The following is a 12,289-nucleotide window of genomic DNA, read 5'->3' as shown; positions in this document are numbered from 1 at the left end:
AGCTGCTCCTTACTTTGCATGATTCCTATTTTATATCATCATACTCTGAATCTGTTAGTGTGTCTAATTCACAAATAAGACTATGATTTGGTGACCAAAAAAGGGTAATATAATAGAGTGAAGTGTATACATATGAGGTTGTGAACGCTTAATAGGGAGGAAATACATAATGAGTGAACATAGATATGATGTCGTCGTTCTTGGTGGTGGTATTGGAGGTTATACCGCGGCAATACGGGCTGCACAATTAGGGAAAACTGTGGCTATCGTGGAAAGGGACAAGCTTGGTGGCACTTGTTTACATCAAGGCTGTATTCCAAGTAAATCGCTCCTTCGGAGTGCTGAAGTATACGCAACAATGAAGAAAAGCGAGGAATATGGCATTTCTGCAAATTCCATTGAAGTGAAGTTTGACAGTGTGCTTAATCGTAAACAACGTATTGTTGATCAACTGCTTCAAGGGCTGCAATTCCTGATGAAAAAAAATAAAATCACGGTCCATTACGGCAATGGCCGTATTATTGGGCCTTCTATTTTTTCGCCGCGCAGCGGTGCCGTATCTGTCGAGAAGGAAGATGGGGATATCGAAACGCTTCTATCGAGCAATTTGATTATTGCTACAGGCTCGAGACCACGCAGTTTACCAGGTTTAGAGATCGATGGTACCCATATTTTAACAAGTGAAGATGCTCTGCGGATGGAGAGCCTTCCGAAATCAATCATTATTATCGGCGGCGGAGTGATAGGGGTAGAATGGGCTTCGATGCTGAGCGATTTCGGCGTAGCGGTTACCATCGTTGAGCTGGATAAACGATTAGTGAGTTTAGAAGATGCGGATATCTCCAAAGAGCTGGAGCGCTTGTTCAAGAAACGCGGCATTAACCTTGTTACAGGAGCAAAAGTGCTTCCAGATTCCGTGAAGGTAACGGAAGGCAGTGTTACTTTACAAGCTGACAAGCAGGGAGAGATCGTTGAGTTAACGGCAGATAAAGTGCTTGTTTCGGTTGGCCGTATGGCCAATATTGAGGGAATCGGACTTGAAAATACAGATATTAAAATCGATAAAGGTGTCATTCGTGTGAATCGGTTCATGCAAACGACGGAATCGCATATCTATGCGGTTGGCGACGTTATTGGAGGACTCATGCTGGCGCATATGGCCGGTCATGAAGGCATTTTGGCTGCTGAGCACCTGGCTGGTCAGACTCCGCATGAGCTGCATGCGCATCTCGTTTCAAGATGTACATACACAAGACCGGAAATAGCTAGTGTGGGTTGGACCGAACAACAAGCTGCCGACCAAGGACATAAAGTAAAAATTGGCAAATTCAGCTTCAAGGGGATTGGGAAAGCACTTGTTTATGGAGATACAGATGGTTTCGTCAAGGTTATAGCAGATAGCGAAACGAATGACATTCTAGGTGTACACATGATTGGACCGCATGTGACCAACAGCATATCGGAAGCAGCACTTGCACAGCTATTGAATGCAACGCCTTGGGAAGTGGGCCAAACCATACATCCGCATCCAACTTTGTCGGAAGCATTAGGCGAAGCTATGCTGGCCGTCGATGGGATTGCAATTAGTGGATAAAAATTGTAATCATAAACATTTGCGTTTATAATAAGCATATAGAGTCAAGTACTAGGACCAGGTAATAAATTTACTTGGTACCTAAAATTTCTAAAGGAGGCAACCTCCATGTCTATTGGTCAACTATATAAACATAGAAGTTTAGGTTTATCTGACGACGAAGTCGTTCGTATGTATACAGTCATGAGCCTTGCTGCTAAATATGATGAGCGAGCTTTCATGCTGCAACGCGCAGGTAAAATACCTTTTCACGTGTCTGGAATGGGACAATATGCCGGTCAGGTAGGGATGGCTTTTGCGATGAAAGCGCAAAAAGATTATTTCCTGCCTTATTACCGTGACTATGCGTTTGTACTATCTGTCGGCATGACAGTGAAGGATCTAATGCTTGCGGTTTTTTGCAAAGCTGAAGATGTGAACAGCGGTGGAAGACAAATGGCTGGACACTTTGGCGATAAGAAAAATCATATCGTCACAGGGTCGTCTCCTGTTACAACGCAAGTGCCGCATGCAGCTGGTATCGCGCTTGCTGCCAAAATGAAAAAGCAAGACTTCGTCACCTTTGTTTCCTTCGGAGAAGGCTCCAGCAATCAGGGGGATTTTCACGAGGGCTGCAATTTCGCGGGTGTACATAAGCTGCCTGTTATTTTCGTTTGTGAAAATAATCAATATGCAATTTCTGTTCCTCTGCATAAACAAGTGGCGGGCAAAATCGCGGATCGTGCGCTGGGGTACGGGTTCCCAGGTATTCAAGTAGATGGCAGCGATGTCTTGGAAATGTACCGGGTAACGAAGGAAGCAAGAGAAAGAGCTGCTCGTGGCGAAGGACCAACGCTCATCGAAATGATTTCTTATCGTCTCATGCCTCATTCAACATCGGATGATGATATGCTGTACCGGACGAAAGAAGAAGTTGAACAGAATCGTCAAAAAGACGGCATCCTTAAATTCAAAGAATATTTAATGGAATGCGGTCTATGGAGTGAAGATCAGGATCGTGACCTTCAGGAACGGCAAAAGCAAGAGATTAATGAAGCTACTAAGTATGCGGATCTCGCGCCTTATCCGAAACCGGAAGATACGCTCCTTCATGTTTACGCGGAAGGAGTTGACCAATAAATTATGGCTGTCATTACATATTTGGAAGCAATCCGCTCTGCCATGCAGGAGGAAATGCAGCAGGATGATAACGTCTTCGTACTCGGTGAAGATGTTGGTAAAGGCGGTGTGTTGAACACGACCAAAGGACTGCGTGATTTGTTTGGTGAAGAACGAGTTCTAGACACGCCGTTAGCGGAGTCTGCCATTGTTGGAGTTGCTATTGGTGCGGCGATGTATGGAATGAAACCGATCGCCGAAATTCAGTTCGCTGATTTCATCTTCCCGGCAACGAATCAAATTCTTAGTGAAGCAGCGAAAATTCGTTATCGCTCTAATAATGACTGGACATGCCCGATCGTCATTCGTGCTCCATATGGTGCGACCGGTGCAGGTGCTTTGTACCATTCCCAATGTCCGGAATCTGTTTTCTTCGGTACACCGGGAGTTAAGATTGTTGCGCCTTCGAATCCATATGATGCTAAGGGGCTGCTGAAAGCAGCAATCCGAGATGCAGATCCTGTCTTATTCTTTGAGCACAAGAAGTGCTATCTTGCGCTCTCTGCTGACGTGCCAGATGACGATTATATCGTGCCGATCGGCAAGGCCGACATCAAACGCGAGGGCACAGACATTACAGTCATCGCCTACGGTATGGTTGTAAATTATGCATTACAAGCAGCAGAAGAGCTTGCGAAGGATGGCATTTCTGCACATGTACTCGACCTGCGCTCTCTACAGCCGCTTGACAAAGAGGCTATTTTGGAGGCCGCTAGGAAGACGGGCAAAGTGCTCATCGCTCATGAAGATAACAAAACAGGCGGTGTTGGAGCTGAAGTGTCAGCGATTATTGCCGAAGAAATGCTGTTTGAGCTTGATGCGCCTATCGCAAGACTTTGCGGCCCCGATGTTCCGGCAGTGGGAAGCAATCCACCGATGGAGAAATTCTTCTTGCTCAATGCAGATAAGCTGAAGGAAGCCATGTACCAGCTTGCGATGTTCTAATTTTCACATCTAATATCCTTTCATTGATCATTTCCTGAACAATAAGCTTATGCTTACGATGCAGTTTTCTTACGAAAACTTTTAGGAGGTACACCCATGAACCAAACCAACAGCCGACTAACCGAGGTAACGGTCCCGCATTTAGCGGAGAGCCTCGTTTCGGCTACAATAGGCAAATGGCTCAAGAAGCCTGGCGATTATATCGAACAATACGATGTGCTTTGTGAGCTTTTCACAGAGAAAGTGAATACGGAAATGCCTTCACCAATTGAAGGAACACTTGTTAAAATCATTGTCGGCGACGGCGAAACAGCTGCTGTTGGCGAAGCGATTTGTTTGATTGAAGAGCCGAATGCAGCTTTAGCGAACGGAGCATCAACTGCAGGAGCTTCAGCTGCTAGTCATGCTGGAGCCGCGCTGGCGGAAGACTCAGACCAAAGCATGCGTGGTCGTTATTCGCCAGCTGTCCACCGGCTTGCCCAAGACAATCGCGTAGATTTGTCTCGTGTTGCAGGAACGGGGCTTGGCGGAAGGATTACGCGCAAGGACGTTGAGCAGTTCATCGCCTCCGGTGGAGCCAATGCAGCTCCTACCGCAGTGCAAACGAATCAACCGGCAGCTGCAGTTGTTCCTCAAACCGCTCCACCAGTTGATTCGCAGCAGGCTCACCAGCCTGTTCGCAGCTCTGGCATTCATTTATCCGCCAATCCGCAAACGCCGCTGATTGAAGCGGAAGGACACTCATTAGACTCTCGCAATGAGCATTTCATTGACGTTACGCCAATGCGCAATGCCATTGCTTCAAAAATGCGCCAGAGTGTAACCGAAATTCCGCATGCTTGGACAATGATTGAGGTCGATGTAACGAATCTTGTTGTTCTGCGGAATAAAGTGAAAGACGAGTTTATGCGCCGAGAAGGCATTAACTTAACGTACTTGGCATTCATGCTGAAAGCGGTCGTCAATGCCATTAAGGATTACCCGATTATCAACTCCGTCTGGGCCGTCGATAAAATTATCGTGAAACGCGATATTAACATTTCGTTGTCCGTAGGAACAGAAGATTCGGTCTTGACGCCGGTCATCAAAAAAGCGGATCAAAAAAATATCGCCGGACTGGCCAGAGAAATCGATGAATTGACGAAGAAAACACGTGCGGGGAAATTATCGCTGAATGATATGGTTGGCGGGACATTTACTGTAAATAATACAGGCTCCTTCGGTTCGATTCTGTCTTATCCGATCATCAACTACCCGCAAGCAGCTATTGTGACCTTCGAATCGATTGTGAAGAAGCCTGTCGTTATTCAAGATATGATTGCGGTTCGTTCGATGGTTAACCTTTGTCTGTCACTGGATCACCGTATTCTTGACGGTGTCATCTGTGGTAGGTTCCTACAGAGAGTGAAAGAAAATTTAGAAAGCTATAACGCGGATACAAAGATTTATTAAACTAAGCTTTAAAAAATAATCCCGCAGTAAACAATATGCTTGAAAGCAGCATCGTGAGCAGCATAACGTAAATCACGATTTTAAACCAACGCTTATTTTGTAACAATGAAGATTCACTCCTTTTCGTGAAAAAGCTTGTACCGTTTTATTGTAACTCATTGTGTGTATCGGAGGAAAGTACATGATTCAGCAAAATCGTTTGGTGGAAGAGTTCATCTCCCTTGTTCAAGTTGACAGCGAGACTCGATTTGAGCAAGAAATTTGTGTCGTTCTTAAAGAAAAGTTCAGTCGTTTAGGGCTGCATGTCGTAGAAGATAATTCGATGGAAAAAAGTGGTCACGGATCAGGGAATTTGATCTGTACTCTTGAAGCAACCGATAGCAACGCAGCTATTCCGACTATTTTCTTCACTTCTCATATGGATACGGTAGCTCCTGGGAAAAGTATCAAGCCGCAAATTGGCGATGATGGCTATATCCGCAGCGACGGGACGACGATTCTAGGCAGTGATGACAAAGCAGGTATCGCGGCGATGATCGAAGGCATACAAGTGTTGAAAGAGCAGAACATCCCGCATGGCCGCATTCAATTCGTTATTACGGCAGGGGAAGAGAGCGGTCTTAAAGGTGCACGTGCTATGGATCGCAGTGTCATGGAAGCTGAGTTCGGCTTCGCACTTGATTCGAATGGCAGCATCGGCGATATCGCAACGGCTGCGCCTGGACGTGCAGAAATTGAAATTATATTCCACGGTAAGTCAGCGCATGCCGGCGTTAATCCGGAAGATGGTATCAGTGCCATCCAAGTAGCGAGCAAAGCGGTTTCGCGTATGTCCCTCGGTCGAATTGATAGCGAGACTACTGCGAATATTGGCAGTTTCTCAGGCGTAGGCCCGTTGAACGTGGTATGCGATAAAGTGAAGATGGAAGCGGAAGCTCGCAGTATCGTTCAACACAAGCTGGAAGCGCAAATCGCCGCGATGAAAGAGGCTTGTGAATCAGCTGCAGCTGATGCGGGCACCACTTGCGAGTTTAATGCGGATATTGTGTATGCTTCCTATATGCATGATGATTCTGCTCCGATTGTACAATTGACTTCTAGAGCACTCTCAACTCTTGGACTGACAGCTCGAACTTTCCACTCTGGTGGCGGCAGTGATGCTAATATCTTTAACGGAATGGGCATACCAACGGTTAATCTCGCAGTTGGTTACCATGAAATTCATACAACAAAAGAACATATTGCCATCAGTGATTTAGTCAAAACGGCTGAATTACTCGTTGCTCTCGTGAAGGAAGCAGCGAAAGTTTAATTCACCTCTTTCTAGAGAACCGATTAGTCTGCCATTGTCATGGCATGCTGGTCGGTTTTTTTATTCCTTTACCTGACAAAATGGGGTAAAACCGACCTTTTCCTCATATGCTTCGAGTAAGACACGTCCAGAAAGGGGAAACTGGCTTGATGATGCGGGATGAGGGCACGGTTGCGGATATTATTTCGGTCAGAGAGGGACTACAGATTGTCACAGTTTGGATGCGAAATGGTGAGCTCGAGCGTGCTGTACACTACACCGATTCATTGCCCTTGTTAACACCAGGGGACGTGGTTGATTTAAATGTAACAGCCATGAAGCTGAGGCTAGGTTCGGGGGGATTTCATATCGTAATAGCCATTCGTGACCGAGAATTGGATAACCATACAGCTACATCACCAAATGGACACATCATGAAGCTCAAATATACCCCATTGCAGCGAAATGTGTTTGCAATTGAAGAACCTGCCAGCCCGTTTCATTCTGCATTTCAAGGGGAAATGAATCTAGAGGGGATGCCGGTTTTACTGGGCGAATTGCACAGTATGCTGCCTGTAGTGATGTGCTGGCTCAGATATCGTTATCAACAAAGAAAATCATCTGATCGTGCTTTGGAGGTCGCTTATATCATGACAGATGGGGGGGCTCTTCCACTTGCTTGGAGTGAGCATGTGGCTATACTTGAGGGGATGGAATGGCTTAAATCCACTATTACTTATGGTCAAGCTTATGGAGGTAACGTAGAGGCGGTTAATAAATTTAGTGCTTTAGTTGCGGCGAAGCATGTAGTCAAAGCAGATATCTGTCTTGTAACTATGGGTCCAGGCATCGTAGGTACGAATACCCGATACGGTTTTTCAGGTCTTGAAGTTGGTGAACTCGTAAATGCTGTATACTCTCTTGGCGGGCTTCCAGTGGTCATTCCGAGAATTTCGTTTGCTGATCCTAGGAGTCGTCACCAGGGCATTAGCCATCACACGCTTACGGCTCTTCAGTTGGCAGCGCGATGTCCAGCTATCGTACCACTCCCGGTTTTGGAGCCGAAAGAAAATGCTATTGTGCAGAAACAAACGCAGAATCTGCAGCAACACCGCATTGTAGCCATGCCGAGCCCATCGATTGCGGAAATCGCTGAAGCTTTTTCCCAGTATCCACAGCCCGTTACCTCGATGGGAAGGGGATTATCGCAGGACCCGGCTTATTTCCAAGCGATTTGTGCGGCTGCGGATTGTGCAACCCAGTTACATAATCGACTAATGTAATTGTACGTCCACCTTGCTGCAGCATAAGCTGTAATTGACGTTTGATTTCCCAGGCCTTCCCTACAAGTCGAATTTGACGGTCAGTTACATAGCTCTTCATATCCATTTTCCTCTTTTCAGGTAAAATTTTGATATAATGAACGATATGCGTGAATGGGACAAGTTAGACCAATTTTAAAAAGGATGAGGTGTTTGTATGTCATTACACAAAAAATTCGAAGAAATAACCGTCAAGACGGAACCTATTTTCAAAGGAAAAATCATTTCGCTGCAAGTGGATCATGTCCTGCTCCCTAATGGGGAATCTGCAACTCGTGAAATCGTGAAACACCCTGGCGCTGTAGCTGTAATTCCGCTGCTTGGGGATAAAATGATCGTTGTGGAACAGTATCGAAAACCGCTTGAGAAAAGTCAAGTCGAGATCCCAGCTGGCAAACTGGATGCAGGCGAAGAGCCGCTAAAGGCAGCTTTACGCGAATTAGAGGAAGAAACGGGCTTTCGGACGGAAAATATCAAGCTGGTCAGTTCCTTCTATACCTCGCCAGGTTTCGCGGATGAAATCATTCATCTCTATCTCGCAGAAGATTTGGTGAAGGGTGAAGCGAATCCCGATGAGGATGAATTCCTGGAGTGCGAAGCGATTACTTTGGAACAAGCTCAGCAGTACATTCGTGAAGGGCGAATTAGCGATGCGAAGACGATTATGGCTGTTTACGCCTGGCAGCTGTACCTTTTAACAGGTCAAATCTAAATGAAATCTTATTATGTTGATCTTCATATTCACATAGGTCGAACAGAGAAGGGACAAGCGGTGAAGATCAGCGCTGCGAATGACCTGACTTTCTTCAATATTGCTAAGGAAGCCACTGTCAGAAAAGGGATGGAGATCATCGGTATTATTGATTGTCACTCGCCTTCCGTACAGGATGACATCATGACGTACTTGGATCGGGGTGAGATGGTGGAGCTGGAGGGCGGCGGCATCCGTTATCAAGACACGACGATTATGTTGGGCTGTGAAATAGAGGTGCGCGATCCAGGTATGGGGCCAGCACATCTGCTTGCTTATTTGCCAAATCTGAAAGTGATGCAAGGGTTCACGCAATGGATGAAGGGTCACATGAAAAATGTAGAGCTTAGCTCTCAACGCATCTATGTACCTGCCCGCGTACTTCAAGATGAAGTGCTCGGCAGGGGCGGTATCCTTATTCCCGCGCATATTTTCACTCCGCACAAAAGTGTCTACGGAAGCGCGACTTCTAAAATGGAGTACCTTCTTGATCTTAATGGCATCTCATCTGTTGAGCTTGGTCTAAGTGCTGATTCGGAGATGGCTGGTTTGATTTCGGAGCTTGATGCGTTCACATTCGTTACCAACTCAGATGCACACTCTCTTGGTAAAATTGGACGAGAGTACAACGAAATGAAGCTGGCTGCCCCTACGTATGAGGAACTCGTTAAAGCACTGCATCGTCAAGAGGGACGCGGTATAAAAGCTAATTACGGCCTTAATCCACGACTTGGTAAATACCACCGAACCTATTGTAGCTTATGCGAATCCGTGCTGGATGAAAATGACACAACCGTAGAACGCTGTGCTGACTGCGGCAGCAATAAAATCGTCAGAGGAGTCATGGATCGGATCCAGCACTTAGCGGACCGTGAATTGCCTTACCAACCGCCTTATCGACCTCCGTATCATTTTCAAGTTCCACTAGAATTTATCCCAGGCCTAGGGCCTAAAAAGCTTGATCAGCTGCTTCGCCGCTTCGGAACGGAAATGAATGTACTGCATCGCACGACGCCAGATGAGCTTGCAAGTGAAGTTGGTGAAGAAATTGCTGCTTATATTGTAAAAGCGCGAGAAGGATCCTTGCAGCTTGAAGTTGGCGGCGGGGGCAGGTACGGTAAAGTTAAAAATCGTTCATAGTTTCCAGTATTCGCTCATAAGCTTGTCTTTGTAGAGGTTGACACAAGGAAGGAGCTGCGAGATGAATAGGAACCTAACGATGAAACAATATATGAAGGATAATTTGCCGCTATTTATATTCGTCTCCGTACTTTTCACCATAGGAGTCGTGTTCGGCGCTGTGATGGTGAATGCACTTTCTTTGGAACAAAAGCAAGAAATGACTCGTCATTTAGGTAGTTTTTTTCATGAAATTAATGAAGGCGCCGAGTTTGACAGCAGGCAATCGTTCGTTCAAGCTTTCGGTATGCATATGAAGTGGATTTTGTTGATATGGCTTTTTGGTTTGTCTATTGTCGGGCTGCCATTGATACTCGTTTTGGACTTTCTCAAAGGTGTGCTAATTGGGTTTACTGTGGGATATCTTGTCGGCCAAATGTCATGGAAAGGCATGCTATTTGCGCTTGTTTCCGTTGCGCCGCAGAATCTGATCGTTATCCCGGCGATCCTTTTCTGCAGTGTTGCTTCTATGGCCTTTTCCATCTATATGATCAAAAATCGCTTTATGAGCCGTAATGGCAACATATACCAGCCCTTTATGCGATATACAACGTTAACACTCCTGATGGGGGTATTCCTACTTGGAGCAGCGCTTTGGGAAGGATATATATCGCAATTGATGATGAAATGGGTAACGCCTATGCTTGTTGGCCTTTATGGATAACAGGTCCACTTATGTTTCTGTTTGACTTTGTCAGTCAGCTCCCCCTATAATAAAAAGAGTGGCTAAAACTGGGCTTGGATGCCCACCTTTCTGAGGGGGAGGCATATGGAAGCAAGGATCGAGAAGATTAAGCAGCAATTGCAATCCCAAGGGTACAAACTAACCCCTCAACGGGAAGCGACAGTACGCGTACTTTTAGAGAATGAACAAGATCATTTAAGTGCTGAAGATGTGTTTATGCTTGTGAAGGACAAGGCCCCAGAGATCGGACTGGCGACAGTTTATCGGACTTTAGAGCTGCTGAGTGAGCTGCATGTCTTGGAGAAAATGAATTTTGGCGACGGTGTCGCTCGTTACGATTTACGTGACGACAGTACACGTCATCATCACCATCACTTAATCTGCGTGCAATGCGGATCCGTGGATGAAATTATGGAAGATTGGCTCGGACCTTTGGAAGAACGGTTAGAGCAAGATTTTCATTTTCAAGTGCTAGATCATCGACTTGATTTTCAAGGTATTTGCTATCGTTGTAACGATCGAGGAAAACCGGACTCATTGGACAAATCTAAAATAACAGTTTCGGAATAGAAGCTGTTTATACAATGAAAATGCCTGTAAGCACACCTTGTGCATACAGGCATTTTTGTGTTCTTTTCATATATTAGGTAATAAGAAAGTCGGAAATGTACTCACATAATTCGCATAGAAGCATGGCACATTATGTTTAGTGATAATAAGGAAGAAGGTAGCAACTATGACAATGCAATCGATTGTAGTTGGAGTTCCAAAGGAAATCAAAAACAATGAAAACAGAGTGGCTTTAACGCCTGGCGGAGCGGGTATGCTTTTGATGGCAGGGCATCAAGTGCTAGTTGAAACTGGAGCTGGTGTGGGCAGCGACTTCGGGGATGAGGACTATGCTCGTGAAGGCGCCGTTATAGTCGCGGATGCTGCTGGGGTATGGGCCTCCAGCGATATGATTATGAAAGTCAAGGAACCATTACCCGCCGAGTATGGTTATTTCCGAGAAGGGCAGATGCTGTTCACTTATTTGCATTTGGCTGCTGCAGGAGACTTGGCTGAACATTTGCTTAGCAAGAAAGTGACGGGGATTGCCTACGAAACGATTCAACTTCCGAACGGCTCACTGCCGCTTTTGACACCGATGAGTGAAGTTGCTGGCCGGATGTCGGTACAAATCGGTGCCCACTTTTTGGAAAAGTTCTATGGGGGACGCGGAATTTTATTGGGTGGTGTGCCTGGTGTTCCGCCAGCTGATGTCATCATCTTGGGCGGAGGTATCGTTGGAACGAATGCGGCCAAAATGGCGCTCGGACTCGGAGCTAATGTTGTCATTATTGAACGGAGTGCCGATCGAATGAGGGCTCTGGACGATATTTTCGGGGGAAATCTGCGAACTTTGATGTCGAATCCACATAATATTGCGAGTGCTGTACAGAAGGCGGATTTATTAATTGGCGCTGTTCTTATTCCTGGAGCAAGAGCTCCAAGATTAGTAACGGAAGCTATGGTTCAAAGCATGAAGCCAGGCGCTGTAATTGTGGACGTTGCCGTTGACCAAGGAGGATCGATTGAAACGATCGACCGTGTGACAACCCACAGCAATCCCACTTACGAGAAGCATGGTGTGCTGCATTATGCTGTTGCCAATATGCCTGGTGCGGTTCCGAGAACTTCAACGCTTGGGTTAACCAATGTGACGATACCTTATGCAATAGAGCTTGCCAATAAAGGTTTTAGAGAGGCCGTAGCTGCTAATTACGCACTCCAATTAGGCGTGAATACGTACAAGGGGAGCGTAACCCATCCCGCAGTGGCTGAAGCTCTAGGAGTTCCGTATGTGAAGTTGTCCGATCTGTCATAATCATAGACCAAGCCTCATATCCTGATCTTAAAAAGGGGATAGAAA

At 46.0% G+C, this 12,289-nt stretch carries 13 protein-coding genes; 11 read left to right on the top strand and 2 right to left on the bottom strand.

Going from position 1 to position 12,289, the window contains the following annotated elements; genetic code table 11:
* The first annotated feature begins 169 nt into the window (after positions 1-169).
* The 4 genes from lpdA to ACBP55_RS23980 all read left to right on the top strand — a co-directional run bounded on the left by lpdA (position 170) and on the right by ACBP55_RS23980 (position 5,149).
* Positions 170-1,594 (top strand): dihydrolipoyl dehydrogenase, encoded by a 1,425-nt coding sequence (lpdA, locus tag ACBP55_RS23995; RefSeq protein ID WP_029192930.1) that lies wholly within the window; start codon positions 170-172, stop codon positions 1,592-1,594.
* Between the two features lie 108 nt (positions 1,595-1,702).
* A complete protein-coding gene (locus ACBP55_RS23990; RefSeq protein WP_029192931.1) occupies positions 1,703-2,713 on the top strand; it encodes a thiamine pyrophosphate-dependent dehydrogenase E1 component subunit alpha in 1,011 nt (336 codons plus the stop codon).
* Between the two features lie 3 nt (positions 2,714-2,716).
* Entirely contained in the window at positions 2,717-3,697 is a 981-nt protein-coding gene (locus ACBP55_RS23985) for an alpha-ketoacid dehydrogenase subunit beta (RefSeq protein ID WP_029192932.1), read from the top strand.
* A gap of 96 nt (positions 3,698-3,793) precedes the next feature.
* Positions 3,794-5,149 (top strand): dihydrolipoamide acetyltransferase family protein, encoded by a 1,356-nt coding sequence (locus ACBP55_RS23980; protein WP_464645447.1) that lies wholly within the window; start codon positions 3,794-3,796, stop codon positions 5,147-5,149.
* A 1-nt stretch (position 5,150) separates the two neighbouring features.
* Here ACBP55_RS23980 and prli42 read toward each other — a convergent pair whose 3' ends face one another.
* Positions 5,151-5,255 carry a stressosome-associated protein Prli42 gene (gene prli42, locus ACBP55_RS23975; RefSeq protein ID WP_244279968.1) on the bottom strand — a complete coding sequence of 35 codons (105 nt, stop codon included), beginning with the start codon at positions 5,253-5,255 and terminating at the stop codon, positions 5,151-5,153.
* A gap of 75 nt (positions 5,256-5,330) precedes the next feature.
* On the opposite strand from prli42, the gene ACBP55_RS23970 reads away from it, so the two are divergent.
* Positions 5,331-6,461 carry a M20/M25/M40 family metallo-hydrolase gene (locus tag ACBP55_RS23970; RefSeq protein WP_464645446.1) on the top strand — a complete coding sequence of 377 codons (1,131 nt, stop codon included), beginning with the start codon at positions 5,331-5,333 and terminating at the stop codon, positions 6,459-6,461.
* A gap of 149 nt (positions 6,462-6,610) precedes the next feature.
* Entirely contained in the window at positions 6,611-7,723 is a 1,113-nt protein-coding gene (locus ACBP55_RS23965) for a DUF3866 family protein (RefSeq protein ID WP_464645445.1), read from the top strand.
* Here the strand turns inward: ACBP55_RS23965 and mciZ are convergent.
* Entirely contained in the window at positions 7,623-7,829 is a 207-nt protein-coding gene (mciZ, locus tag ACBP55_RS23960) for a Z-ring formation inhibitor MciZ (RefSeq protein WP_464645444.1), read from the bottom strand. The genes ACBP55_RS23965 and mciZ overlap by 101 nt on opposite strands.
* A 90-nt stretch (positions 7,830-7,919) precedes the next feature.
* Here mciZ and ACBP55_RS23955 point away from each other — a divergent pair, with 90 nt between their 5' ends.
* The 5 genes from ACBP55_RS23955 (at position 7,920) to ald (ending at position 12,244) form a co-directional block, all read left to right on the top strand.
* A complete protein-coding gene (locus ACBP55_RS23955) occupies positions 7,920-8,474 on the top strand; it encodes an NUDIX hydrolase (protein WP_173184453.1) in 555 nt (184 codons plus the stop codon).
* Positions 8,475-9,653 carry an endonuclease Q family protein gene (locus ACBP55_RS23950; protein WP_464645443.1) on the top strand — a complete coding sequence of 393 codons (1,179 nt, stop codon included), beginning with the start codon at positions 8,475-8,477 and terminating at the stop codon, positions 9,651-9,653.
* A 61-nt stretch (positions 9,654-9,714) separates the two neighbouring features.
* Positions 9,715-10,356, top strand: coding sequence for a stage II sporulation protein M (gene spoIIM, locus ACBP55_RS23945; RefSeq protein ID WP_464645442.1), 642 nt, complete (start codon positions 9,715-9,717; stop codon positions 10,354-10,356).
* Between the two features lie 105 nt (positions 10,357-10,461).
* Positions 10,462-10,947, top strand: a complete 486-nt coding sequence (gene fur / locus ACBP55_RS23940; RefSeq protein WP_029192940.1) for a ferric iron uptake transcriptional regulator — start codon at positions 10,462-10,464, stop codon at positions 10,945-10,947.
* A gap of 181 nt (positions 10,948-11,128) precedes the next feature.
* Entirely contained in the window at positions 11,129-12,244 is a 1,116-nt protein-coding gene (gene ald / locus ACBP55_RS23935; protein WP_464653397.1) for an alanine dehydrogenase, read from the top strand.
* The last annotated feature ends 45 nt before the right edge of the window (positions 12,245-12,289 follow it).

The sequence above is a fragment of the Paenibacillus sp. WG02 genome (genome assembly GCF_055396115.1).
Note: the sequence above shows the minus strand (reverse complement) of the source record. Positions and strands in the feature narration are given on the sequence as shown.